Source organism: Alicycliphilus denitrificans K601 (genome assembly GCF_000204645.1).
Taxonomy (GTDB): Bacteria; Pseudomonadota; Gammaproteobacteria; order Burkholderiales; family Burkholderiaceae_C; genus Alicycliphilus; species Alicycliphilus denitrificans.
This window is the reverse complement of sequence record NC_015422.1, coordinates 2,908,789-2,931,033: the sequence shown is the minus strand read 5'-3', so window position 1 is coordinate 2,931,033 and position 22,245 is coordinate 2,908,789. Positions and strand designations below refer to the sequence as shown.

Sequence of the window (22,245 nt, the reverse complement as noted above, 5' to 3'; positions counted from 1 at the left end):
TCCGGTGGGCGCGGGGCCGACCAGGCGTGGCGGCGTGCATGCGATGTCACTTGACCGCATAGGGCACCTCCTTGAATCCGATGACGTGCATGCGGGCTCCGGCGTGGCCGAAGTCGATGCGGTAGGCTTTGAGGTCGTTCGCGGTCTCGTAGCCGTTGACGAGGGTGCGCAGGCGTCCCCGCACGACCAGGGACTGCGTGTCCTCGCTGGACACGAGCTGCTGCGGCGCGAAGGCCGTGGTGGCGTTGATGCGCTTGAGGCGCTCGGCCTCTACTTCCTGGCGCGTCTTGAGCGCGCCGTACTGGGCCGGATCGACGTAGCCGAGCAGGATGTCCTTCTTCCAGTCGATCGTGCTGGGAGTGACATCCAGGATCAGCCAGGCAACGAAGCTGCCCATCTGCTCCAGGTACTCGCTCGATGCCTTGTCGCCGCTGACCCAGAAGGTCTTGTTGAGCGATGGCGGCACGATCACCGTGCGCACCGTGCCCAACAGGTTGAGGATGACGATGAGCGCGAGCACCACGCCCGTGGCCAGCGCCCCGACGGCCAGGGCAAGGCCGCGGTTGCGCCGGCGCAGGTCCTTGAGGTCGCCGCTGAGTCGGTCGAAGTCCATGGCGGTACTCCGGCTCAGCCCACCATGCGGCGGATGTGCGACGGCGGCGTCGCGCGCATCGACGTCGCGGGGTTCGTCGGCAAATGCCAGTAGAGCCAGTGCAGCGCGAAGGCGGGGTGCTTGTCCGCCTTCAGGCGCGAGATCCAGCGCGAGACGGCGATGCCTGCGGCCATGCAGGCTGCGAATGCCGCCTTGCTCGAGGACAGGTAGCCGATGAAGAACGCCAGGACGATGGGCGCGGCGACGTCGACGTCCCAGAAGCCGATCTTCCATTGATCGTCCAGACGCCGCGGGATGTAGGTGTCCGCTTGCATGTGGGCCTCCGGGATTTCGACGCGCCGGGGCTCAGACGACCGCGCCCATGATCGCGCCGGCGATCACCAAGCCCACCGCCGCAAAAATGGCCAGGCCGACATAAAAAAGCACGGGCCCGAAATTGCGCAGCGCGGACAGCGAGATGAGCGCGACGACGAAGCCGACGAAGCCGACCAGGGCCTTGATGCCCGGACCGAGTTCGGCGATCTGCGTCAGTGCGCTGGTCAATGGGCCCGTGATGCCCGTGAACGCCACGAGGTCCAGCGCGTGGCTCGGGAACGCGAGGGCCAGGCCAACGAGGGCGATGACCATCAGGCAGAGGAAGCCGGCGAGCTTGCGCGCGGGCGAGCGCTGCGCGGCCGGGGTGGTAGTGGACAGGATGGCAGTGCTCATGGAATTGCTCCAGCAAAAAGGACGAGACGACGGGTGGAATCGGGTGTCGGTACGGGTTGGCGCGTGGGCGGGGTGGCGGACCGGGGTCCAGTGCTGGTGAAGGCTGTTGGCCGCTCAGGGCGGGTCGTCGCCGTCGATGCGGTAGCGGATCTCGACGCGGCGGTTGTTCGCCCGGCCGGCCGGGCTGTCGTTGGATTCGGCGTAACAGCACGTGCCTTGCGCGTCGACGCTCACGTGCGCCGCGATGGCGGGCGACAGAGCCAGAAGTTGGCGCAGTACCGCCTGAGCGCGGGCCTTGGCGAGGCCGTCGTTCGTGGCCGCAGGGCCGGTGCTGTCGGTACGGCCGCTGAGCGTGATCTCGCTCGCCTGGGCTAGCCGCGGCGCTACCTCGCGCAGCGCCGCGCGGGCGCTCGGTCCCAGCTGCGCGCTTGCGAACGGGAAGTGCACGGCGACCTGCTCGAAGGCCGGCGGCTCTGGTGCCTTGGCGGGGACCGAAGCGATGGGCGGCGGAGCACTCTCTTCGAGCTCGACGTCGGCATTTCTCGGCAAGGCGGGCGTTGCCGGCGCGGCCGGGGCTGTGGATTGCACAGCGACCGGTGCCAGGGTCTTGGGCGTGCGCTGCGGGCAGGCGTCGCCGCGGCACAGTGCGAATGCCGCTCCGTCGCCATATCCCCCCTGCGCCAGCTGTGCCTGTGCGATGGGCGTTGCCGGTGCGGGCGGAGCGACCGGCGCGGGCGGTGTCGCCGCGCACGCCGCGATGGCCAGGCATGACGCGGCCGCGCTCGGGCGACACGCTGGCATGTGCGTCCTGCGCGTCATGGCGCGACCCTCACGTGCAGGTCGCGGCGCTGCGACGGAACCGTGGTGGCGGTTGGCTGGGCGGGCAGCGGCGTGCGGTTCTGACGCACCGTCGGCAGGTGCCGGTACACCTTCCAGGCGTAGGTGGCGCGCGCCTTGGTGCAGGCCTCGCCCTTGAGCTGGCTGCAAGCGGCGTTGTAGGCACCCACGGCATTCCAGGTGACGCCGTGGCGGGCGAAGCTGTCGGCCATGAGCCAGGCGCCGACCTGCAGGTTGATGCAGGGGTCGTAGAGATCGGCCTCGCGGATGCCGAAGCCGGCGAGCTTGGGCAGGTGCCGGCTGTTGATCTGCATCAGGCCTATGTCGTAGCTGCCGGTGTGCTGCGCATGGCCGCGGTTCACCGCCTTCGGGTTCAGGTTCGACTCGGTGCGGGCAACGGCATAGAGCAACTCCGGCGCCACGCCGTAGCGCTGGGCCGCGGTGTCCCAGCATGGCGTCGCCAGCACCGGCATGGAACACGAGATCGCCCACACGAAAACGATAACCAGACGCATCGAAGCCTCCGGGGTGTGTTCAAGACCAACCCGCCATTGCATGAGCGCAGGGCGGGCGCGGGGTGGGGACCTGCAGTGCCGGTCAGGGTCTTGTGCGGGTGGGGCGGGGAAGGCGGCTGGCGGGAGCCGTGGCCCGTTCGGGTCGGTGCGGGTGGGTGGCCTGGCGTCGCAGGGTCAGCGCCGCTGTTGCGGCGCGCGTTGGACCAGATGGCGTTCCACCATGTTGTGGCGCGCCTGGCCGAGTACGGCCGCACCGGATGGATCGGCCTGCTGGCACAGGGCCACGCAGGCGGTGGTGATCTGGTCGAGTCCGAACTTGGGGTTCGGATGCTTGTTCACCGGCGAACACTGTAGGTCGTGCAGCAACTCGTACTGGGGTCGCCACAGCGATTCGCGTCGGCGCGGCGTGGTCGGCGAGCGCATGACCAGATCGGTCCCGAGAAAGCCGAAAATGCGTTCGACGGCGTCGTCGCGGGTGAAGACGATGGCCACGCAGGCACTGAGCAGATCCGGGATGCGGAACGTGGGCGATACGTTGTCGTCGCTGCGCAGCAGCGCATACAGCCAGTTGTGTTCTTCCATCCACAGGCGGGTTTCGACCACGTCGCAGGGGTCGGCCCCGCCCGCGGATGGCTGGTCTGGAAGGTGAATGTTCGGCATGGCAGTCAGCATGGCGTCGGTCCTCGTGTCCCGGAGTGCAATGAACACGCTCATGAGCGCATGGACGTAGGGTATGAGCGGGCGGCGCGAACGTCGCCTCGCAATGCCGCTCTTCTGAGGGGTGTTTCGCGATCAGCGTCCCAAGGCGCCCGGACAGGCCGGGGCGTGAAGGCGGATGGTGCCCGGCACGCGAGGCTCCGCGCGCGTCAGGCTTCGGGCAGTTGCTGCGCGTACAGCGGAAGCTCGTCGAGGGTCGGGGCCTCGGCATCGAAGAGCAGCCATTCGACTCCCGCCTGCGCCGCCAATTCGCTGATCAGGGCCAGGTCGTGCTCGACCGGCGCACGGTGCGGCGCCATGCCTACATGGACCAGCCCGCCGAATTCGGTGGGATAGGCGTTCACGGAAAGCGCGTTGGCCTGCAGCTTCGCGCGTGTAGTGGGCAACAGGTGCGATAGCGAAACGACGGCAATGGTTTCGGCCAGTTCCCGCAGGCGGCCGATGCCGGCAGTGTTCATGCTTGGGTCTTCGCAAGGGTGGTGTGGTTCGAGGATGAAACCCATGCGCCAGGAAGATCTGCTGAAAATTCTGTGGGTGATCGTCCGTGGTGCGATTGCCATCATAAATCCACTATGCGGGAATGCCTATTTCCTCGCCACGGCACGCCCACGACCCTGTGCTCACTGCACTGGGCGATGCCATTCGCCGAAGCCGGCGCGCGCGAGGCATCTCCCAGGAGGATCTCGCGCACGTCAGCGCCGTGGACCGTTCCTACATGAGCAGCATCGAGCGCGGAGTCCAGAATCCCGGCCTCGTCTCCATCGTTCGCATTGCGCGCGCGATGGACATGACGGTCACCGAACTGATGGCAGAGGCGGAGTTGTAGCGGGTTCCCCCGGCTCAGGCGCGTCGGTGGAAATGAGCGATGGCGCGGCCGAGCAGCACGGCCATTGCGATGGGAAACCCGGCCAACGATGCCGGATGCAGGTGCACCGGCAGCACGAAGGCGACGATGGTGGAGCAGGCGGTGATGATCAGCAGCGAGCACCACACGGCGAACATCTCGGGGTCGTGCTGCAGGAATTCCTTGGACCGGATGACGCGCACCAGCGCGCCGTCGGTGGCCGCGACCAGCACCAGGGGGAGCAGCCAGGGCAGCCATTCGAGCAGGCTCGACAGGCGATAGCTCGCGAGCATGAGCAGGGCGTCCACCGAACGGAAGTAAGGGTTGTCGAACAGGCGCTGGTTGACCGTGGCCATCTCGACCGCCACCGCGCCGTTGATGCCGGGCGTTCGGGGCATGTCGCTGGCCGCTGGCAGCGGACTGGCTTGCGCCGCATCCGACTGCAGGCGCATTGCGCGATCCAGCATCCGATGGGCCGGCTCAGGTCCCCAGAACGCGACGGCCGCTTCGTGTTCGCTGCGCAGCTGCCCCAGGAAGCGCTCCGGCGGATGCGCCGAGGGTACGTAGAGCACCAGCACGAGCAGCAATACCAGGGAGACGACTGCGACGGCACGTGTCATGCCGCGACCTCTTCAGTATGAACGTCGGCGTCAAGATCGGGGTCGATGATCGGGAAGCGGCCCTTGATGATGCGTCCGCCCGATACCGATGCGAAGTACTGCAGATTGGGCAGCTTGCCCAGTACCTCGGCGGGCACCACCTCCTCGAAGCTCTCTGTGAGTTGCGTCGAATAGCTCGATGAGAAGTCTCCCAGGTGCGCGTCGGCGCCGTGGCTCAGGCCGACGCGCACCGTATGGATGGCGGTCTTGCCGAAGGTCTCCGTGACGAAATCCTGCGTCGGCCGATCCTTGGTGCGCAGGGCGATCAGGTTGTTCAGGTTTCCGACCGCCATGCGCGCAGCGTCCTCGCTGCCGAGGCGCTTGGCCAGGTCGGCCAGGGTCTGCATCGCGCAGGTCGTGAAGATGCCGCCTTCGGCGCCCTTGTTGAGGATCTCGATCAGCGGCTGGTTGATGACGTTCGAGACTTCATCCACGAACAGCGAGATGCGCTGGTAGGTGCCGAGGTTGTAGCGCATGCCCGCGCGCGCGGCCTGGTCGGCCAGGGCCAGCGCGCCGATGGCGGAGGCCACCGAAGGATCCGGCAGCGAGTCCAGACACATGTAGAGGACGTGGCCGCCGCGTTCGATCTTCTCGAAGTTCATGATCGGGCGTTCGTCGTCCGCATCGAACGGGTCGGGCGACAGGCTGCGGCCCAGGTCGCCCGAAGTGAGCATCGAGAGGATCGGCAGCAGATTGGCCGTGATCTTCTGGTAGTGTTCCCTATTGTGCCGAAACGTGCGGACCTGGGCGTCGAGCGTCTTGTTGCGCTGGTTCTGGGCCACGTGATGCTCGTAGTAGGCGACGAAGGCCATCAGGTCGGCGCTGGCCGCTTCCGAGGGGCGGCGCATGTTGCCCTTGTGTGCGTCATGCAGCAGCTTGCGCATCTCGGGCTGGTCGCGCCAGCCGTTGCCGAGCAACTGCTCGTAGAAGCGCCGCAGCGAGGCCTCGAGGACCGGCTCGATGCCGCCTTCGATGTACTTGGTGAGCTTGATGAGGTTGGGGCGCTCTTCGAGTTCGACGAGGCCCTGCACCACGACGTTCACCGCATCCCAGCCGAAGGCCGAGAAGGCGCCCGCGGTGTCGGGCGGCATGATCGACTGGATGCGCGACGCGATCTCGGTCGGCTTCTGCCAGTTGAACGTGAAGTCCAGCCGGACGCCTCGGTCGGGGAAGGCGGGGTGGAACTCCATGAAGGTGTCCGGCTCGCGGTAGTCCGCGCAGGCGCGCTCGACGATGCGCTTGAGCCGACGGCTGTTCTTTGGGTCGATCACGATCACGACGTCGCCGCGGCGCACGGCCTGGGTGATCAGGTTGGCCAGCGCCACGCCCTTGCCGGATTGCGTGGTGCCCACCAGCAAGGTTCCGCCTTCGAAGTTCTGCAGTGGCCGATGCAGCGGGTGCTCGACGGGCTCCACTCCGTGGATGTACGGCAGGCCGATCTCGGCGTCGGGCTGGGCGGCATGCCCCTGGCCGAGCAGGCGCTGCAGCCAATGCGGGACGGTGAACTCCCGGTAGTCCACTTTCGAGAGTTCGTACAGACGCTGCGCATGCACCGGACGCCATTCGAAGCCGAAGCCGAGGAACACCTGGGCGGCATCTTCGCTCAGGCGGGCGAGCTGCCGCGGGCCGATGACCTGGATGCGACGGCCGCTCAGCGAACCGCGCAGGCGCAGCACGCGCACGGCCTGGCCGAAGCGGTGCAACGCCATGGTCGAGCAGGCGCCAGCGATCGCCAGAGACGGAAGCAGCGGCAGCGTTCCCGCAGCGGCCACGCCCGTGAAGTAGCAGGCGGCGACCAGCCAGGACATGCCGGCGTGCGCCTCGAAGGCGGTGCGCCAGGGCATCTCGTAGCGACGGACAAGCATGTCATTGGCTCCCGCGCCCCGTGCGCAGGGCGGACGCCCCAGGGGCTTCGGATGCGCCCGAAAGGGCGAAGGCATGCGGGTCGAGGCCTTCAACGTGCGTGGACATGAGCACGATGCCATGCACCGTGGTATCGCGGATCTGGCGGGTTACCGCGGACGGGCCGCCCGAGGGCGGGCGAAGAATCATCCGGGCATCGTCGAGGGCGCGGATCGCGATGCCAGGCTGGACCCCGCGATGCTCGAATCGCGTCAGGGGAATGAAGAAGCCTTCGGCCTCGGTGATGATGTCCGGTGCTTCCGTGCCATCGTCGAGGGCTGCCAGGATGTCGACAAGCGCTGTGCGAACGGCGGGGTTCAGCCTGAGCGGCGCCAGCAACTTGACAGAGGGGCGGGGGGCCAAGGGTTGGGCCGGCGCCGTGGAAGTCGCTGTTTCGTTCAGACCTGCGATCGTTGGAGGGGAATCATGTGCCGTGCTTTCGGCGGGGGGATCGATCAGCGACAACTGCATTGCCGATCCGCCCGATGCTGAAGATGGTGCAACCGTGGGCGCGGCCGGGGCCGCTGGCAAGGCCTTTGCAGCCGGCGGTGCGTTGTGCTGCGCCTTTGAGTCAGATGGTGTTGGAAAAAGGCTGGCCTCCAGTGCACTAGGCGGCGGCTCAAGACCTGCCAGCAGGATGGCGGAGTTGGTGAGCTTGACGGCCTCTATGGGTGCCTTGGCACCTGGCGGCTGGATCGTCCAGGTTTGTCGCGCCGCTTCGGCTGCCACAAATACGCCTGCCTCCAGTAGCAGCTCCAGCAGGGTCTGCGGAGATTTTGGGATACCGACGAGTTGGTCGTTCTCGAGAAGAGCCAGCACATCTTCGGCCGCGCCGGGCCAGACCAGGAAGAGCCCTTCCGGCCCCAGCCAGACGCGGCTTTTGTCACGGTTGGCCGTCCAGCCCGAGTGGCCGGCCGCGAGGCGGCGCAGCGCATCCACCAGGTAGCGCTCGAGGTGCGAGCCGTACTGAGGCTTGCCGTAGCGGTCGGCGCTGGCCAGCAGGTTGCGGTCGATCACCAGCGCCAGCGAGCGGCGCACAAGCTCGTCGAGCACGTTGTGTTCGCGGTACTGCGGAATACCGCCGATGCTGGCCATGAGTTGCGGCACGATGACGGCGTTGCTGCTGCCCAGCATCTGGAGCACCGTGGCCGGAACGACATGCGGCAGCGCGAAGAGTCCCAGGCCACGCGACTCGCGCGCGTTTGCGCGCCAACGCACGAAGTAGCGGTCCACGCCCCGGGATTCGAGCCACGGTGCCAATCCTCCCAGGAATGCCGGCCATTCCTCGCCGTCGGCGGTGGTCACGATCAGGTGCGACAGTACCCGATGCAGTTCGCAGCACAGGCCGCCGATGAAGGTTGCTATCCGCCAGCGCGGTTCCAGCTCGCGGCGCTCGGAGATCGTCGAGCGGCCTGAGAAGATGTGCGCATCGGTTCCCTGCAGACTGAAAAAGGCGGTCTCCAGGCCCAGTTGCAGCAGGCCACCCGGCGTATGGAAGTAGTTGCCGGCGGTCGCGGGCAGCAGGTGCACAAAGCGCGCGTAGCCTTGGATCAGCGGCAGCAGGTCGCGCTCGAAGGTGGCGCGGTCCGCGCCGAAGCACAGCTTGATGCGCGCCAGCAGTCCTTGGTGGAGCGCGAGAACGGGGACCAGCGGCAGCGCCTCGAAGCCGGGATCCGAGGAAGAGAACGAATGTGCTGCGGTGCCTGGTGGCGAAGGGCTTGGAGCCATCGAAGAATCTCCGTGCCTGTGCGGGCGGATGGAGATCCATTGTTCAGGGATGGCTATGGCTTGGCCGTTGGCAATGGGGCCGGAGTGACGGGGGTTTCGCCCTCGGCACCCCGAATTGGAGCGAGGTGAACGATGATGTCCGCGGAGATTGGGGGTGGCACGACATAGGACGCGGTCAATCTCGGATCCCGGCCATGCCGGTCCAGCAATTGGCAGAACGGGCAGGAGCGCGATGCCGTATCCATGCCGCCCAGCGTGTCGAGGAACTCGCTGCCACAACGGGGGCACGATGCCAGTTGGAAGCTCGCCGACCTCGCGATCCATAGCCCTTCAGTATGGGCAGCAAGGTCGAAGGCGCGATCGAAGCTGATGCGCAAGGGTTGCCGGTGCATCGACTGGTAGTAGCGGTAGGCCTCCACCAGGGCTTCGGCCGCGGGGCACCCCAGTTGGCGCAGCCGGTGGAAGTTGGCGACGATGACGGATGCTTCGATCCGGTGCAGCAGGTTCGCACCGTGATACCACTCACGGGAATCCGGTGCGCGGCCGCGTGGCGGGAGTGCCTGGCCGCTGAAAAGCAAATGCAACAGCTCCCGCGGACGCAGGCCGGTGAGGTGATGAATGGTTCGGATGCGCGCTCCCAGCGTGGCGCAGTCTCGGGCCAGCGCCAGCATCCGCATGCGCTGGCTGATTTTGGTGCCCGGCATTCAACGGGTCACCTGGATTGGTTGGAGCGACGGAGGGAAAGGCGGTCGCACTGCGGCGAGCGTGCCGGCCAATGCGGGCGGCGAATCGACCAGTGCGAGAAAGTCGTTCCTGGGCACGAACAGCGATGTGTCGCCGACGGCATGCACGAGAGACCAGATCTCGGACGGCTGCATCGTACGCAGGCGCTCGGCCTGGGTGGCGTGCAGATGGAATTTGCGGCAGGTCTCCACCAAGTCTCGCTGCGCACCCACGAGGATCACGTGGAGCAATTGCAGGTTGGTGGATTGCACATCGGACAGATGCAGGTGGCGCATGATCGGTTCCTCATATCCCGGTTGGGTGGTTCAACGATGTTTCACGACGTCCTCGGAGCGAGTTGATGGGGGCTTTTGGGGATACAGCATATGCTGCGCTTTGCGCGAAATCCCGCATCCCAAGCTGCGCGCGGAGAGTCCGCAGGACTTGCCACCGACAAATGGCGGCTTTGGAGATTGATTTCGCATTCGCGCACATCCGGTAACAAAAGTAGCAGTACAACACGCGATTTGCGATCGGCAAGGAGACAAGCGTGACACCCATAACCACTGCAGCGCGCTGCCCCACGAGGCGCGCGCCTACCCCGCGAATGAAAGGGCTTGAAGGTGGCCTGCGTGCCAGGGCTGGGCACATAGGACGCGAAGCCGCAGAGGTCGATCTCGACCTCGTTCCTGGTGTGCGTGATCGTCTGCATGCCAGACTGGCCGCCATGGGCATACCCGCCACGAAGGAGGTGTCCTATGTGGCCGGCATCACCCAGCGAGCCGCGCAAAGCGTGCGCCGATGGTTTGACGCACGCGAGCCCGGGTTACCGGACCTCGAATCCTTTGCTCGGCTGTGCATCGGCCTGGGGTGCAGCGCGGACGAGATCATCGGGGCCCTTCATCGCGAAGGGCACGATCCGGCTCGCTGCGCTCACATGGTCCAGATGGCCAACTGCATTCGCGCGATCACCGATTCGCTGACCCGCAGGGGCGAACTGGGAATTCCGGTCCGTGTGCCTGGCGACGAAATGGCACCACGCCTGAAGGCCGGGGACATCGTGTTCGTGAAAACGGCCATCACTCGTATCGAAGGCAATGGCATCTACGCATTCACCCGCGACGACGGACTTCTTATCCGCCGCGTGGAGCAGCGGATTGACAAGAGCATCGTGCTTCAGTGCGACAACAAGGCCTATCGGGATCATGAATGGAAAGGGGCCGCAGCAGCTGCGCGTTCCGGCGTCAAGCTGCTTGGCAAAGTCCATGGCGGGATCAGCGTGCAGGTGTTCTGAAGGAAGCCATTCTGTGCCAATGGCGGGCTGCAGGAGGGATTGACCCTCCTGCAGCCGCGACACGTTTCTCAGGCGGCTTCGGCCAGCGGCTTCCACTCGGATGCCGACAACTCGATGAGCTTCCCGCCCAGGACCTCGAACTCTGTGGCCCGGTCGTAGTCCTCGACTTCCTGGCTGAAATGCGTGACCGCGTTCACCAGGCCGTAGCCCGACAGATCACCCCCAGCCACCAGGTGGCGCAGCACCCCTGACCGTTCCGCTTCGTTGAGCGTATAGCGCTGGGCCAGCACCTCCACGCTGTGCACCGGGTCGCCGACGAGCTTGATGCCCATGGTCCTTTGCATCTTGGCCGCAGCTTGACGGAACGTCACTTCCGACACCGCTGCCTGCACGACGTCGCGGACCTTGAGGAAGAACGCTTTGTCGTCGGCCTGCAGGGTGTCGTCCTGGTAGACCGTCACGCCTTCTTCGTCCTGTGCGAGCGAACGGCCGACGTGCGTCTTGCGCAGGGCGCGGTCGGCGACGATGAGGCCGTTGCGGCACACCAGGCGGTAAAGCAGCGGCTGCACAGACAGCGTGCCCTGGCCCACCTCGGAATTCGAGATAGCGATGCCTGCCTGCACGATGTCGCCGGGCGCCATCTCGAACTTCAGCTGCGGCGTGACGCACTTGATATACATGCGCGTCTCGGTCAGCTCCACGGACTCGAACCGGAGTTCGGGCAAGCCCTTGAGGATGGGCAGGACATGCACGGCCAGATCATAGTTGTCCAGGCGCCGGTAGCGGTCGGACAGCACGGCACGTACCTGTCCGTCGAGGGTGCGCAGCAGGCGCCGGTCGGGCTCGCTTTGCAGCCAGGTGTTGACGTTGCGGTCCAGCAGTGCCGGCTGGTTCTCGCGCATGCGCTCGAAATAGGCATACGGAATGTTCAGCTTGTCGGCGAGCTGCCGGCGCGCGAGCGGCGTCACGCCATAGGCTGCCGGTCCGCTTGCCTCCTCGACTACGAGGGTCGTTCCGCCGCCTTCGCTGGTGCTGTGGCGCACCAGTGGCGAGGACACTACCAGATCTTTCTTGGTGTCGAGCTGGCGCTCCAACTCCTGGGCCAGATTCAACAGGGTACGTCCGCTTCTCATGACAATCTCCTTCGGAGAGAAAGAAGCGGGGACGGCAGAGCCCCGGCGGGGATGCGCATCCCCGCATGGGCTGATGAAGGACCGGCGTGAGCCGGCCCGCGATCGCGCAATCTGGTTGCGCGCAGAACTCCCAGGCTGCCTTCGCCGCGTGAACGGCCTGGTCTGGCAGCGACCAGGGGAGACACCTTTTCAGCGCAGACGCGCGGGAGGCGAATCTGCGTTGAAAAGGCGGGATGGGCGAGATGCCCATCCCAGCAAGGGTCACGCGGCCTGCAACAGCAGGGCTTCCTGCCGCTGCCGCCAGACGTCGGCCCAGTCGGAGCCGATGCGCCGGGGCAGATGCGGGCGCACTTCGCGGCGACCGCGGTGACAGGGCTCCCTCATGAGCCGGCGGGCGAGCGCGTAGGTGCTGGCTTGGCCGGTGAAGTCGCCGTCGGCATCGTTGTCGCCGTAGATGCCCACGCTGACGACTGTCTCGGGGATCCAGATCTTTTCGAGGTTGCCTGCGCTGAGTGCGCACCACACGGGCCTGCCGGTCGCCAGGAACACCGCGATGCCGGTCTCGATGCCTTCGCAGACCGCGAGGTCGTCGGTCGCTTCGGCCAGCCGCACGGCGGCACCAGCAAAGCCACTGCTCAGCACCTTCTTTGCATCTGGCGCATCGAGCTTTCGGCCATCGCGCAGGTAGGTGCGGTGCAGCGTCACCGCGCCTTGCGCGTCCTGCACGCTGGCCAGCATGGCGGGGTATTCGGCGACCTTGCGGGACTTGGCAGCGCCCTCCTTCTGGTAGTAGCCCAGCGCGGGGTGGAAACGCAGCGAGGGCGGATAGGTACGGAGCGCGAGTCCTCGGCCACGCAGGTAGCGGTCCACCTCGTCGCCGAGGGTGATGGGGCGCGCCTCGTTCCAGATGCGCTGCGCAAGCTTCTTCATCCGGTCCGGCGTCGGCTCATCGGCCGGCCTGGCCGGAGGCAGAACCCCCAGCAGTTTCTCGACGGCGCACAGCGCGGTGTGGAAGTCCATTCCCTTGCAGGCCTGCAGCAGCTTGAAGCCGCCGCCTGGACCGCACTTGCGGCAGTGGTAGTTCCCTTCGCCGAATTTGTCGGTGTACTGGAACCGGTCCTCTCCGTCGCGGCACACGGGGCAGGCCATGGGCTTGCGTTTGAGCATGCGCTCGTGGATCCCCATGGCACCGAGAATCTCGGTCCAGCGCCCGTGCGCGCGACGTTTGACGGCGTCCACGCGAGCGGTGTATTCAGCGTTCAGCATGGCGGTCTCCCTCCTGCTTCCGCTTTTCGGCGTGGTGGCCGGCCGTGATGGGGCGCGCGCCTGCCTGCCGGGTGTTCTTCACCAGGTCGGTGACCGGCGTGGGCCGGTCGGCGAAGGCACCGCGCTCAGGGCGCAGGATGCCTTCTTGCTTGATGCGTATTTGGATCTTCATGGAGATCTCCTGTGAGGCCAGGGCTCCGTCCCCAGCGGGATGACCCGCTGGCGAGTAGCGAAAATCAGGCGCTGCCGTCGATGTCGAGGGACACCGATGCAGTGAACAGCTGGCCGCAGGCCAGTGCCTGGGCCAGGCCGTGCTGCTCGAAACTCGGGGAAGCAGGTGCCGACTGTCCAGGATGTCGCCGTGCACGTCCAGGCGCTCGACCTTGAATCCCAGCGGGTGCCAGTGCACGCGGTAGATCAGCCGGTCGGCACCGGCAATGACGAAGGCCCTGCCGGCCTGGCCGGTCACGACTTCGCTTTCCTTGACGAGGTATTCGATGTCGTCCAGCGCCCTGACGGGAAGCAAGGCCTCCGACGGGTTCGGGTGGCGTGCGGCATAGTGCATGGTTCGACCCTTCATTCGTTGTCCGGCCCACAGGCCGGGCGAGAAATCGCCGCCGTGGTGCCGAGGCGAACAGTCCGTGCGTCGGCCGCAAGCGGCGGTGTTCCTTCCGCTGCCACGCCCGCGGGCGCAGAGCAGTGAGACGGCGTGTCCTCGCGCATGGCTTCTTCCATCGCGATGGCATCCTGGTAGTCCAGATGGCCGGCGAACCCGTAGGCCACGAAGATCGCCAGGAGGCAGAAAACGTCCTTCCATTCGGTCATGGTGGACTCCTTTCAAGTTGCAGGGTGGGGCGGGGCGCGCCCCACGGATTGGGGTTTCAGGCCGGAGCAGTCAGGCGAAAAGATCGCCCTCGAGGGCAGTGCGCCGGATCGCTTCGTTGATCCACTGGGGGTTGCGGGCCAGACGGGACTCGATCCATTCGGGGTGGTCCACGATGGCCTCACGCACCCAGCTCGGGTAGCGCATCAGGGTTTGGCGCAGCCAGCTGCGCATGGCACAGCGGATGACGTCCCGGACTTCCTCGACGTCGACCAAGCCGCAATACGGCAGGGGCGACAAAGGGCTGCAGCCCACCACGCGAAGGCAGGAGACGAAACTGAATGGCTTGCGATCCTTCTCGCGCTCGGTGAACACCCAGCGCAGCGTGTCGAACTTATCTTCGAGCGGTGTCTCGGGATCTGCCAGTCGGCCGATCTCCTTGAGCAGCCGCCAGTGCAGCAGCACGATGTCTTCCTCGCTCCATTCGACGGGGGACCTGTCGTCGGGGTCATCGAGCATTGCCGCGGCAGTTGCGAGTGGAACGACGTGCGCATTTCCAGCCTGCAGCCGTTCGAGCAGGACCTGGAAGGCCGTCCGCTCGGCGTGCATGCCTTCGGACAGGATTCCCATCGGCGGGCAAGTACGGATCTCGGATGAGATGCTGGGGCTCAGCATGGTTGGCTCCTTGGGATGACGGCAGGAGCCAACGCACCGATCTAGGGGCTGTTAGCCCCCAGGGGGTGGATGAATGAACGGATCCGTGTGGCGGATCAGGGATTCCAAGGCTGGCTTGGACACGGCGCGATGCGCCGTGGGACCGGTGCGCCAGCGACCGGCAGGGAGAAAGCTTTCGGCGCCAGGCCGAGGGCGTGACTGCCCCCAGGCTGGCCTCGAAAGCCGCCGACGGGAAGCATTGGTTAGAGACAGCGATCCAGAGCGTGTCGCGCTCAGACCGTGCCGGCGGAACTCCAGGGCTTGCCAGGGGGTGCAGGGCCAGCTACTGCATGCCTCCCACGGTAGGGGCCGAACCCTTGTGCGTCAATGCCCGAAGCGCCATCCGCCCACCCCGATGCCGAAAGCAGCCCGACTTCGTGGCCGTTTCGCGTGGCGATGCGCGAACGTCTTGCCGATCATTTCTCCGAAGCGCGTTGCACCAGGAGAAGATGACCATGGCCGACCTCGATTTCGTCAAGCACGACCAAGGGGGTGTCAATGCCCGCATCCTTGCCCGGGAAACCAAGGCCGACTTCCGGCGAGTGGAGGCCGCGAGCCTGAAAATCAAGGCCAGCTTTGCGAGCGCCGAGGGGAAGCGCCTGTTCATCAGGTACTTCAATACCTTTCAACTGGGCATCCATTTCATCTCGGTGATCTCACGAACCCGGCTCAATCATGAAGACGTCGCGAAGGTCGAGACGCTCATCCGAGAACAGGTGGACAAGGTTGCCGAGCAACTGAACCAAGCTATTGACGGGGCCGAGGCTCTGTTTAAAGCCAACGGCATCACGAGCGTCGCTACCTATGACACGGTTGCCCTGGAACTGGAGGTGGGCGTGCTGTCCTCCAGCAGTCGCAGGTATCTTGAGATCCTGGGCAAGTTGGATCAATTGATGCCTTTGCTGCAGACCCTGGAAATCCATGAGGTCATCACAGCGCAGGCAGTCGACATCGGTATGCGGCTGGCGAACCCATCTTGAATGAGGTGGTAAGGCTGAGCAAGATCGTGTGCACGCAACATTGGCGTGGACACGATGCTCAAAGACCCTCAGACCCCGCGCTATGCGCAGCGGCGCACGCACCGCACCTACACCCCGCAATTCAAGGCCGAGCTGGTGGCTGCCTGCCGACAGCCAGGCGCATCGGTCGCGGCGGTGGCCCTGCAACATGGCATGAACGCCAACGTGCTACACCGCTGGCTCAAGGAATGGGCGCAGGGATTTCACCGTCTTGAAGCTGGCGTCAGCACTGCAGTCGTTGCTTCCCCACCCCCGGCCTTTATCCCCATCGACCTGAGCGCAGTACCGCCGGCGTCTGCTGGTGAGCTGCCATCCGCGTCCTTGCCAACGCCAGCGGACGGCATCCGCATCGAATGCCAGCGCCCCGGCATGTCCGTGACCGTGCACTGGCCCTTGTCTGGCGCCGCCGAGTGCGCCCAGATGCTGCGGGAGTTGTTGCGGTGATCCGTATCGATGAGGCCTGGCTGGCCACCACCCCGCTGGACATGCGCGCGGGCACGGACACGGCCCTGGCGCGGGTGATCGCCACCTTCGGCGCGGCCCACCCGCACCATGCCTACGTCTTCGCCAACCAGAGAGCCAATCGCCTGAAGGTCCTGGTACATGACGGTGTGGGGCTGTGGCTGGCCGCGCGCCGGCTGCACCAGGGCAAGTTTGTCTGGGCACCTGCGGGCAGTCCGAACGTGGCGTTGGAACACGCCCAGCTCAACGCCCTGGTGCTGGGCCTGCCCTGGCAGCGTGTGGGCTCGCAAGGTGCCATCAGCGTGGTCTGAATCGTCGGCGCAAGGGCGTGGCCGTGGCAATCGGGAGATGCGTCAATGGCTGGACCCAGGGTGAGCGGGCACACTGCCAGCCATGGTGATCGACGAGCAAGCCCTGAGCGAACTGGACGCAGAGCAACTGCGCGAAGTGACCCAGCGCCTGCTGGCCGAACTGCGTCACCAGCGCGCGCTCAACGAGAAGCTCACCTATGAGTGCGCGCTGCTCAAGCGGCTGAAGTTCGCCGCCCAATCCGAGCGGCACAGCGCCGATCAGAAGAGCCTGCTGGAAGACGAGATCGATGCCGACCTGGCGGCGGTCGCTGTCGAGATTGAGCAACTCCAGCCGCCTGCGGCTGCGCCCGAAGCCAAGCAACAGCCCAAACGCCAGCCGCTGCCGGCCCACCTGCCGCGCCGCGAAATCCGCCACGAGCCTGAGTCGACCACCTGCGCCTGTGGCTGCCGGATGCAGCGCATCGGCGAAGACGTGGCCGAGAAGCTGGACTACGTGCCCGGCGTGTTTACCGTGGAGCGCTACATCCGTGGCAAGTGGGCGTGCACCCAGTGCGAAACTATCACCCAGGCGCCGGTCGAGGCCCATGTGATCGATAAAGGCATCCCGACTGCCGGCCTGCTGGCCCAAGTGCTGGTGGCCAAGTACCAGGATCACCAGCCCTTGTACCGGCAGGAGAACATCTTTGGTCGCGCCGGCCTGGCGATTCCAAGATCCACCCTGGCGCAGTGGGTAGGCACCTGCGGTGCGCGGCTGCAACCGCTGGTCGATGCCCTGAAGGCCGAGGTGCTCGGCCACCGGGTGTTGCACGGTGATGAGACCCCGGTGGCCATGCTCAAGCCGGGCAGCGGTAAAACGCACCGGGCCTACCTGTGGGCCTATGCCCCGGGAGCGTTTGAAGCCACGCGGGCCGTGGTCTATGACTTCTGCGAGTCCCGCGCCGGAGAACACGCCCGCGCCTTTCTGGGGGACTGGCGCGGCAGCCTGATCTGTGACGACTATGCCGGCTACAAGGCCAGCTTTAGCCAGGGCGTGACCGAAGCCGGTTGCCTGGCACACGCCCGGCGCAAGTTCTTCGACCTGCACGCAGCGGGCAAGAGCCAGATCGCCGAATTGGCCCTGATGCAGTTCGCCCGGGTCTATGAGATCGAACGGCAAGTTCAGCCCCTGGCGGCACCAGAGCGGTTGCAGGTGCGCCAGCAGCACAGTCGGCCCATTCTGGACGCGTTGCACCAGTGGATGGTGCTGCAACGCCAGCAGGTGGCGGGCAACTCGGCGACGGCCAAGGCGCTGGACTACAGGCCTCAAGCGCTGGGCAGCGCTCACGCGCTTCGTCGATGACCCGCAGCTGCCGCCGGACAACAATTGGATCGAAAACCAGATCAGGCCTGTGGCCCTGGGGCGCTCGAACTGGTTGTTCGCCGGCAGCTTGCGCGCGGGCCAGCGGGCGGCCGCCGTGATGAGCCTGATCCAGTCAGCGCGCATGAACGGGCACGACCCATATGCCTATCTCAAGGATGTGCTGACCCGGCTGCCCACGCACAAGGCCAGCCGGATTGAAGAACTGCTGCCGCATCGCTGGCAACCCATCGATATCTGATCATCAGCCATGGCCGCCAGCGGCGGTCAACATGGGTTTGCCGTGCGCTTACAGAACAGACAGAAATCTGATCAATCAGAAGGTCTGCCGCTAAGCCCCTCCTCTGCCGGGGAGACGGAGGGCGACCGGCTGTTGTCAGGCAGCAGGCCGAACTCGCAGTCCCGGCTAGCGGCTGTCCTCGCGGGCGCCATGTGTGGGGCCGATTCGGGCTGGTTTGAGACAGTCGCCGTTAGCTGGCGTTCGACGGCTGTGGCCGAAACCGGTCACTTGACTAACGATGACAATGAATCCTCCAGGAACGGGCGTCCAGGCTGCGACAGCAGCCTTATAGACGCTACGCGAGACGTTCTGAGCTGATCTCCATTGCGACCTCTACATCCTGCACAAGAGCTACTCGCTCGGTTCCTCGGGATTGCTTTCAGTGCTCAACGAGACCAGATGCCCAGCGACGCCAACAGACGGGAAAGCAAATCGGGTTACTGCGGGCGCTGCAGTCCGGGCAGGTGGCGACGAAGCTTCCACCACAACGGCCTGCAATGCCCTAAGCGCGTCTTCCAGTTCATCCAACATGCTCCCGGTTCTTGGTGCCAGCGACGCGGAACATCCGCGCGACCACCCGGGGGTGAGCTGACAATCTGCACAGCCTGCCCGTCGATTTCGCGAGCCTCTTCGCCCAAGACGGCGATATTGATCGCCGTGTTCGCAGAGTGATGTGCTGTGGGAAGCATGGATGGGCTTGGAGGCGAAACTCAGGGCACGCCGGTCAGATGCTCTCGAGCTGGCCGTGCGGCCAGCCATGCAAAGAGGCCTGGTGCGTCGGCACGGCTGTCACTAAGTGCTTGGGCTGCCTGCGCCCGCCAAGCGAGATCGCCGGACTCATGAAAATCCCTGCGGAGGTCTCGGACGGTGACGAGAGCCTGGTCTGCCCACCGCCGGAAATCGTCGAGATCCCAATGAGAGACGCGGGCTAGGTGCGGCATCGCTCCGTCCTTGGCCTTCTTCGCTGGCGTCACCAGTACCGGCTGAATCTGCGCACCAGACGATGCAGGCACATGCTCCCGCATCCAGTCGGGATGAGAAGCGGCCTGGCGCGCTTTGGTGGCGTCGATTGTGGATGTTTCACCCTTGGCGTTTGCATGATCCTCGAAGACCAGCGCTATGTTGCCGACGATCCACCAGGGGTCAGGTGAGGCGTCGTCTTCCCGCTTGCCTGCGTTGAAGCCCAGGTGCTCACCCAGGAGAACTTGAGCTTGCTCGAAGGTCTTGCCGTCCTTCAGCCCCTCGCGTATTGCGTTCTCGCGAGCAGAGAACTCGCGGTTGTGCAGCGTGCCCAGCTTAACGAGTTGTGCTTCCAGTTGTTCGACCTGCAGCAGCAGCGTGCCGTGACCGACTTCTTCGGGCGTTGGCGCTGTTGTTGTGCCGCCGCGGGCCAGCCCGATGAGCCAGGGAATGCCGGCGGCGGCTTCCTTGGCCTTGCGGTATTGGGCGCGCGCGTGCGTGTCGAAACCTGCTTCCCCTGCGGCCGAGGCAACCTCGGCCGATGTGCCGGCCAAGTAGTGCCACAGCGCGCGGTAGCCGCGCAAGGCCGGGTCGGTGAGGCCGCCTAGGACATCGCGCGCCGCATCGTAGGCCTTGATGTAGTCCTCGTTCCACATGGCTGTCTGCCAGGCAATTTCCTGGGCCACGACCGCCTCCAGCTGGTCCATGGCGGGGAACTTGGCCTGCGTCGCTGCTTCGCGCGCATCAAGGATGCCCTGGTTCGCTTCTTCCCAGTCCTCATCGTGGTCCAGGAAGATAGCGAAGTTGTCGAGCAGATCCTGCGCCGTGATCCTGGTCGACTGGTCGACCCCGAATTCCAACTCTGCCTGTAGTTCAGGATGGAAGAACGCCCGACGCTTGCGATCAGTCAGGTAGGCCGACAGTTCGTCGCCGGTGATCACAACAGCAGAATAGTCGTTCAAGCCACGCGTGCAGCGCCCGATTGCCTGCAGTACGCGCGTCTGGATGCGCTCATTGAACAGCAGGTTCGCCCCCATGCGGTTGATGAGGAAGCGTTCTTGCAGATTTGTCGTTCGGGACAGGCCCTCTACAAACAGCAGTCGGCAGTCGTCATCGGGAAAGTCGATCCCGTCGTAGCGGTTGGCGATCACGGCAGCTGCATGCGCAGAGCTCGTAAAGCCTGTCTTGCTGACTTCGAGATCGTCGGCCGTGAACACCGGATACTTCAGGTGCTCGGTCACGTCCTTGCTCACCGTTTCGGCGTCCGGCTTGTTGGGCGTCAGCACTAGGCTGCGGCCGGCCTTGCGCATCAGGTCGCGCCGCAACTGCAGCGTCTGCTCTTCGGTAAGTGACTTCTCCGGAAACATGAAAAAGCGCCTCCCGATGCCTTGGCGATCCCACCCCTCGGGGATTGGCAGGCGCTTGATCCGCGGACGTCCGGTGAGTCGCTCCAAGTCTCCGCCTGCACCCAGTGTGGCAGACATGAAGATCCGCTGTTTTGCGCCGGCAAACGGACCGTGGGACCAAGTCGGCGGGATCAGCGGTCGCAGCATGATCTCGCTGGACGAGACGTACAACTGGCATGCATGGAGATGGTTGGCCAACATGCGCCATGAATAGCGATGATCCGTATCGCCGACGTTCGCGGTTATGGTAGCCCGCAGTTCGGCCGCGATTTCAGTTAATAAGTGGCCCGGGATCTTATCGACCCAACTGATGTCGTCAACGCTTTGCCAGTCGCCGGTCAGGCGGGTGTAGTTGTGCGGAGGAAGCACTGCCTTGATCACGCTTGCCATGGCCGTGAACAGCGCTTTGTCATTCGGCTCGAACCGGCTCACGCGCAAGGTCCATTGGCTCGCCATGTAGTTCTCGGCAGCGTGGGCATCGTCGATGATGATGATGTCCGGGCTATCGAAGAACGGATTGGTGTTGAAGAGGCTGTTGTACGTCGTCACGGCGATGCGGTCGCCGTCCTGGTACGCGGTCTTTGCCTCTGGTGAGTAGTTCTTGATCTTGCCCGTGAACGGCTCAACGGTCAGACCGTACTTCGCCGACGCTTCCTCAGCGACCTGGTGAACAAGCTGCCGGGTAGGGCAAAGGTAGACGATGCGTTCGCGGAACTTGCGCCGCCGCCACTCGGCCAGAAGGAGACCCACCAACGTCTTGCCGCTGCCGGTTGGTAGTTGCAGCGCTACATCTGGCACGTCCAACGCGTGCGCCACGTAGTTGCGCAGCACCTGCCCCTGATGATCGAACAAGCTGGCGTGCTTGCGTCGTGGAAGATCGCGAAACAACCGGTCGGGGCTTTCTGGAACAGCAGCGTGAGTTGTCGGCTTCTTGAATGCCATGAGAGATAAATCCTTGCAGAAGCGTTCGAGCGCCACCGGTGACGCACCGTTTCGCCCCGGAGACTCATATAGTAAATGCAGCATTGGGTCACGACGGAGCAGAAATCAGCACCGTGAAAATGTGATCAGGCTCATTGGTGGCAGCGATCTGCCGCGGATCTGTCTTTGGCGGTCCGCGGGTGGACGACGCCTATCGCTGCAGAACCTACCTCTGGCGTGGCAGCTTCAGACTGACAAGGGACGTTGCGATTCCGAACTTCGGTGTCAGCTCCTGCCAAAGCCGATGTTGAGAACAGCCCTGGCGGCCAAAGGGGGCGCAGCGTTTATTCCACCGCTGACAACCATAGATGGCGCAAGGCGATGTCGCCTGGATGCTGCTGATCGGGCAGCGGGAACGTTCGCTGGTGAATACTGATCGCAACCGTCGGCCCAGTTGCCGCGTCTACCTGGAGCTTGCCTGTAAGCAAGCCACTGGCGAGTGCGCCTGAACGAGCTTTTGTCCAGTAGCCACTCAGTGCGACGTCCGCGACTGCGGGGGGAGGTGGTGACACGTAGGCAATCATGCCGGCATGCGGCATGGCCCAGGCGTATCGACCATCCACAAAACGCATGACACCTTCGTCGTGATAGTCGTCAAGCGTCCGCCCACGACCGATGATCTTGCACTCATAGAACTGAGCGTTCTGCGTGTCCACCGGCCTTGCTGCCAGGCGATGAAAGGTCAGATCCGGCCTTTTTTCCTTTTCAGATCCAGAGTGATTCTCTACCTCCTGGCCACGTATGGGAGGTGCGAAAAAAGCTGCAGAAAAGCCTCGCACCTCGTTGGTGTTCAGTAGCAAAACCAGTTGCTTTTGAAGCTGGATGGTGATGTCGCGCTCAATGGCTGTCTGAACCCATGCGACGAAAGCTGGTTGGCTCATCAGTCGCCCCCACGCAATGGCGATAGCGCGTTCAATTGTCCGCAAATGACGTGCAGTCCATGGCGAATATGGCGGCAGTCCGACTGGAGGCGTTCCGAGGTTGAAGGACATG

24 protein-coding genes and 1 pseudogene are annotated in these 22,245 nt (G+C 64.9%); 6 read left to right on the top strand and 19 right to left on the bottom strand.

Features of this window, described 5'->3' with window-relative positions; translation table 11 throughout:
* Positions 1 to 46 precede the first annotated feature (46 nt).
* The 7 genes from traE to ALIDE2_RS13890 form a co-directional block, all read right to left on the bottom strand.
* Complete coding sequence (gene traE / locus ALIDE2_RS13920) at positions 47 to 613, bottom strand: type IV conjugative transfer system protein TraE (RefSeq protein WP_013722349.1); 567 nt, start codon at positions 611 to 613, stop codon at positions 47 to 49.
* 14 nt (positions 614 to 627) lie between these two features.
* Positions 628 to 927 carry a type IV conjugative transfer system protein TraL gene (traL, locus tag ALIDE2_RS13915; protein WP_013722348.1) on the bottom strand — a complete coding sequence of 100 codons (300 nt, stop codon included), beginning with the start codon at positions 925 to 927 and terminating at the stop codon, positions 628 to 630.
* A 31-nt stretch (positions 928 to 958) separates the two neighbouring features.
* On the bottom strand, positions 959 to 1,321 hold the full coding sequence (locus ALIDE2_RS13910; RefSeq protein ID WP_013722347.1) for a hypothetical protein: 363 nt from the start codon (positions 1,319 to 1,321) through the stop codon (positions 959 to 961).
* Positions 1,322 to 1,435: 114 nt separating this feature from the next.
* Positions 1,436 to 2,140, bottom strand: a complete 705-nt coding sequence (locus ALIDE2_RS13905) for an OmpA family protein (RefSeq protein WP_013722346.1) — start codon at positions 2,138 to 2,140, stop codon at positions 1,436 to 1,438.
* Positions 2,137 to 2,673, bottom strand: coding sequence for a lytic transglycosylase domain-containing protein (locus ALIDE2_RS13900; protein ID WP_013722345.1), 537 nt, complete (start codon positions 2,671 to 2,673; stop codon positions 2,137 to 2,139). Before ALIDE2_RS13900 ends, ALIDE2_RS13905 begins: the two co-directional genes overlap by 4 nt.
* A 174-nt stretch (positions 2,674 to 2,847) precedes the next feature.
* Positions 2,848 to 3,345, bottom strand: coding sequence for a hypothetical protein (locus tag ALIDE2_RS13895; RefSeq protein ID WP_041701534.1), 498 nt, complete (start codon positions 3,343 to 3,345; stop codon positions 2,848 to 2,850).
* A 194-nt stretch (positions 3,346 to 3,539) separates the two neighbouring features.
* Positions 3,540 to 3,848 (bottom strand): DUF5983 family protein, encoded by a 309-nt coding sequence (locus ALIDE2_RS13890; RefSeq protein WP_013722343.1) that lies wholly within the window; start codon positions 3,846 to 3,848, stop codon positions 3,540 to 3,542.
* Between the two features lie 122 nt (positions 3,849 to 3,970).
* Between ALIDE2_RS13890 and ALIDE2_RS13885 the strand changes: the two genes are divergently transcribed.
* Entirely contained in the window at positions 3,971 to 4,216 is a 246-nt protein-coding gene (locus ALIDE2_RS13885) for a helix-turn-helix domain-containing protein (protein WP_013722342.1), read from the top strand.
* A gap of 14 nt (positions 4,217 to 4,230) precedes the next feature.
* Here ALIDE2_RS13885 and ALIDE2_RS13880 read toward each other — a convergent pair whose 3' ends face one another.
* Genes ALIDE2_RS13880 through ALIDE2_RS13860 form a run of 5 tightly spaced genes read right to left on the bottom strand, consistent with a single transcriptional unit; the run spans position 4,231 to position 9,542 of the window.
* Positions 4,231 to 4,854: an IncC plasmid conjugative DNA transfer DtrJ family protein gene (locus tag ALIDE2_RS13880; RefSeq protein ID WP_013722341.1), complete on the bottom strand. Its 624-nt coding sequence runs from the start codon at positions 4,852 to 4,854 to the stop codon at positions 4,231 to 4,233.
* On the bottom strand, positions 4,851 to 6,758 hold the full coding sequence (gene traD, locus ALIDE2_RS13875) for a conjugative transfer system coupling protein TraD (protein ID WP_013722340.1): 1,908 nt from the start codon (positions 6,756 to 6,758) through the stop codon (positions 4,851 to 4,853). Before traD ends, ALIDE2_RS13880 begins: the two co-directional genes overlap by 4 nt.
* A gap of 1 nt (position 6,759) precedes the next feature.
* Positions 6,760 to 8,523 carry a MobH family relaxase gene (gene mobH, locus ALIDE2_RS13870; RefSeq protein ID WP_013722339.1) on the bottom strand — a complete coding sequence of 588 codons (1,764 nt, stop codon included), beginning with the start codon at positions 8,521 to 8,523 and terminating at the stop codon, positions 6,760 to 6,762.
* 53 nt (positions 8,524 to 8,576) lie between these two features.
* The gene (locus tag ALIDE2_RS13865; RefSeq protein ID WP_013722338.1) at positions 8,577 to 9,227 is read right to left on the bottom strand and encodes a FlhC family transcriptional regulator; all 651 of its coding nucleotides are present in this window, start codon (positions 9,225 to 9,227) and stop codon (positions 8,577 to 8,579) included.
* A complete protein-coding gene (locus ALIDE2_RS13860) occupies positions 9,228 to 9,542 on the bottom strand; it encodes a hypothetical protein (RefSeq protein WP_013722337.1) in 315 nt (104 codons plus the stop codon). It lies immediately after the preceding gene.
* A gap of 311 nt (positions 9,543 to 9,853) precedes the next feature.
* Here ALIDE2_RS13860 and ALIDE2_RS13855 point away from each other — a divergent pair, with 311 nt between their 5' ends.
* Positions 9,854 to 10,540: a S24 family peptidase gene (locus ALIDE2_RS13855; protein WP_238530020.1), complete on the top strand. Its 687-nt coding sequence runs from the start codon at positions 9,854 to 9,856 to the stop codon at positions 10,538 to 10,540.
* A gap of 68 nt (positions 10,541 to 10,608) precedes the next feature.
* Here the strand turns inward: ALIDE2_RS13855 and ALIDE2_RS13850 are convergent, their stop codons facing one another.
* From ALIDE2_RS13850 to ALIDE2_RS13825, 5 genes are all read right to left on the bottom strand, one after another.
* Positions 10,609 to 11,673 carry a DUF932 domain-containing protein gene (locus tag ALIDE2_RS13850; protein ID WP_013722335.1) on the bottom strand — a complete coding sequence of 355 codons (1,065 nt, stop codon included), beginning with the start codon at positions 11,671 to 11,673 and terminating at the stop codon, positions 10,609 to 10,611.
* Positions 11,674 to 11,934: 261 nt separating this feature from the next.
* A complete protein-coding gene (locus ALIDE2_RS13845) occupies positions 11,935 to 12,939 on the bottom strand; it encodes a DUF7146 domain-containing protein (RefSeq protein ID WP_013722334.1) in 1,005 nt (334 codons plus the stop codon).
* Positions 12,926 to 13,519, bottom strand: a complete 594-nt coding sequence (locus tag ALIDE2_RS25460; protein WP_238530019.1) for a hypothetical protein — start codon at positions 13,517 to 13,519, stop codon at positions 12,926 to 12,928. The genes ALIDE2_RS13845 and ALIDE2_RS25460 overlap by 14 nt, the downstream gene beginning before the upstream one ends.
* Complete coding sequence (locus ALIDE2_RS13830) at positions 13,516 to 13,764, bottom strand: hypothetical protein (RefSeq protein ID WP_013722332.1); 249 nt, start codon at positions 13,762 to 13,764, stop codon at positions 13,516 to 13,518. Before ALIDE2_RS13830 ends, ALIDE2_RS25460 begins: the two co-directional genes overlap by 4 nt.
* A gap of 70 nt (positions 13,765 to 13,834) precedes the next feature.
* Positions 13,835 to 14,437, bottom strand: coding sequence for a hypothetical protein (locus ALIDE2_RS13825; RefSeq protein ID WP_013722331.1), 603 nt, complete (start codon positions 14,435 to 14,437; stop codon positions 13,835 to 13,837).
* A gap of 494 nt (positions 14,438 to 14,931) precedes the next feature.
* Here ALIDE2_RS13825 and ALIDE2_RS13820 point away from each other — a divergent pair, with 494 nt between their 5' ends.
* From ALIDE2_RS13820 to tnpC, 4 genes and pseudogenes are all read left to right on the top strand, one after another.
* Entirely contained in the window at positions 14,932 to 15,456 is a 525-nt protein-coding gene (locus ALIDE2_RS13820) for a hypothetical protein (protein ID WP_013722330.1), read from the top strand.
* 54 nt (positions 15,457 to 15,510) lie between these two features.
* Entirely contained in the window at positions 15,511 to 15,939 is a 429-nt protein-coding gene (tnpA, locus tag ALIDE2_RS13815; RefSeq protein ID WP_013516301.1) for an IS66-like element accessory protein TnpA, read from the top strand.
* A complete protein-coding gene (gene tnpB / locus ALIDE2_RS13810) occupies positions 15,936 to 16,268 on the top strand; it encodes an IS66 family insertion sequence element accessory protein TnpB (protein WP_013516300.1) in 333 nt (110 codons plus the stop codon). Before tnpA ends, tnpB begins: the two co-directional genes overlap by 4 nt.
* Positions 16,269 to 16,350: 82 nt before the next feature.
* Positions 16,351 to 17,866: pseudogene (gene tnpC, locus ALIDE2_RS13805) on the top strand (IS66 family transposase).
* 749 nt (positions 17,867 to 18,615) lie between these two features.
* On the opposite strand, the gene ALIDE2_RS13800 reads toward tnpC, so the two are convergent.
* Together ALIDE2_RS13800 and ALIDE2_RS25015 are read right to left on the bottom strand one after the other, a co-directional pair.
* On the bottom strand, positions 18,616 to 21,213 hold the full coding sequence (locus ALIDE2_RS13800; protein WP_013722329.1) for a DEAD/DEAH box helicase: 2,598 nt from the start codon (positions 21,211 to 21,213) through the stop codon (positions 18,616 to 18,618).
* Between the two features lie 323 nt (positions 21,214 to 21,536).
* Positions 21,537 to 22,244, bottom strand: a complete 708-nt coding sequence (locus tag ALIDE2_RS25015) for a hypothetical protein (protein WP_013722328.1) — start codon at positions 22,242 to 22,244, stop codon at positions 21,537 to 21,539.
* Position 22,245: the final 1 nt, after the last annotated feature.

What these genes read in the sequence shown, in the direction of transcription:
- traE (WP_013722349.1), bottom strand. Translation starts at nt 613, where the DNA reads ATGGACTTCGACCGACTCAGCGGCGACCTCAAGGACCTGCGCCGGCGC.
- traL (WP_013722348.1), bottom strand. Translation starts at nt 927, where the DNA reads ATGCAAGCGGACACCTACATCCCGCGGCGTCTGGACGATCAATGGAAG.
- ALIDE2_RS13910 (WP_013722347.1), bottom strand. Translation starts at nt 1,321, where the DNA reads ATGAGCACTGCCATCCTGTCCACTACCACCCCGGCCGCGCAGCGCTCG.
- ALIDE2_RS13905 (WP_013722346.1), bottom strand. Translation starts at nt 2,140, where the DNA reads ATGACGCGCAGGACGCACATGCCAGCGTGTCGCCCGAGCGCGGCCGCG.
- ALIDE2_RS13900 (WP_013722345.1), bottom strand. Translation starts at nt 2,673, where the DNA reads ATGCGTCTGGTTATCGTTTTCGTGTGGGCGATCTCGTGTTCCATGCCG.
- ALIDE2_RS13895 (WP_041701534.1), bottom strand. Translation starts at nt 3,345, where the DNA reads ATGCTGACTGCCATGCCGAACATTCACCTTCCAGACCAGCCATCCGCG.
- ALIDE2_RS13890 (WP_013722343.1), bottom strand. Translation starts at nt 3,848, where the DNA reads ATGAACACTGCCGGCATCGGCCGCCTGCGGGAACTGGCCGAAACCATT.
- ALIDE2_RS13885 (WP_013722342.1), top strand. Translation starts at nt 3,971, where the DNA reads ATGCCTATTTCCTCGCCACGGCACGCCCACGACCCTGTGCTCACTGCA.
- ALIDE2_RS13880 (WP_013722341.1), bottom strand. Translation starts at nt 4,854, where the DNA reads ATGACACGTGCCGTCGCAGTCGTCTCCCTGGTATTGCTGCTCGTGCTG.
- traD (WP_013722340.1), bottom strand. Translation starts at nt 6,758, where the DNA reads ATGCTTGTCCGTCGCTACGAGATGCCCTGGCGCACCGCCTTCGAGGCG.
- mobH (WP_013722339.1), bottom strand. Translation starts at nt 8,523, where the DNA reads ATGGCTCCAAGCCCTTCGCCACCAGGCACCGCAGCACATTCGTTCTCT.
- ALIDE2_RS13865 (WP_013722338.1), bottom strand. Translation starts at nt 9,227, where the DNA reads ATGCCGGGCACCAAAATCAGCCAGCGCATGCGGATGCTGGCGCTGGCC.
- ALIDE2_RS13860 (WP_013722337.1), bottom strand. Translation starts at nt 9,542, where the DNA reads ATGCGCCACCTGCATCTGTCCGATGTGCAATCCACCAACCTGCAATTG.
- ALIDE2_RS13855 (WP_238530020.1), top strand. Translation starts at nt 9,854, where the DNA reads ATGAAAGGGCTTGAAGGTGGCCTGCGTGCCAGGGCTGGGCACATAGGA.
- ALIDE2_RS13850 (WP_013722335.1), bottom strand. Translation starts at nt 11,673, where the DNA reads ATGAGAAGCGGACGTACCCTGTTGAATCTGGCCCAGGAGTTGGAGCGC.
- ALIDE2_RS13845 (WP_013722334.1), bottom strand. Translation starts at nt 12,939, where the DNA reads ATGCTGAACGCTGAATACACCGCTCGCGTGGACGCCGTCAAACGTCGC.
- ALIDE2_RS25460 (WP_238530019.1), bottom strand. Translation starts at nt 13,519, where the DNA reads ATGAAGGGTCGAACCATGCACTATGCCGCACGCCACCCGAACCCGTCG.
- ALIDE2_RS13830 (WP_013722332.1), bottom strand. Translation starts at nt 13,764, where the DNA reads ATGACCGAATGGAAGGACGTTTTCTGCCTCCTGGCGATCTTCGTGGCC.
- ALIDE2_RS13825 (WP_013722331.1), bottom strand. Translation starts at nt 14,437, where the DNA reads ATGCTGAGCCCCAGCATCTCATCCGAGATCCGTACTTGCCCGCCGATG.
- ALIDE2_RS13820 (WP_013722330.1), top strand. Translation starts at nt 14,932, where the DNA reads ATGGCCGACCTCGATTTCGTCAAGCACGACCAAGGGGGTGTCAATGCC.
- tnpA (WP_013516301.1), top strand. Translation starts at nt 15,511, where the DNA reads ATGCTCAAAGACCCTCAGACCCCGCGCTATGCGCAGCGGCGCACGCAC.
- ALIDE2_RS13800 (WP_013722329.1), bottom strand. Translation starts at nt 21,213, where the DNA reads ATGGCATTCAAGAAGCCGACAACTCACGCTGCTGTTCCAGAAAGCCCC.
- ALIDE2_RS25015 (WP_013722328.1), bottom strand. Translation starts at nt 22,244, where the DNA reads ATGTCCTTCAACCTCGGAACGCCTCCAGTCGGACTGCCGCCATATTCG.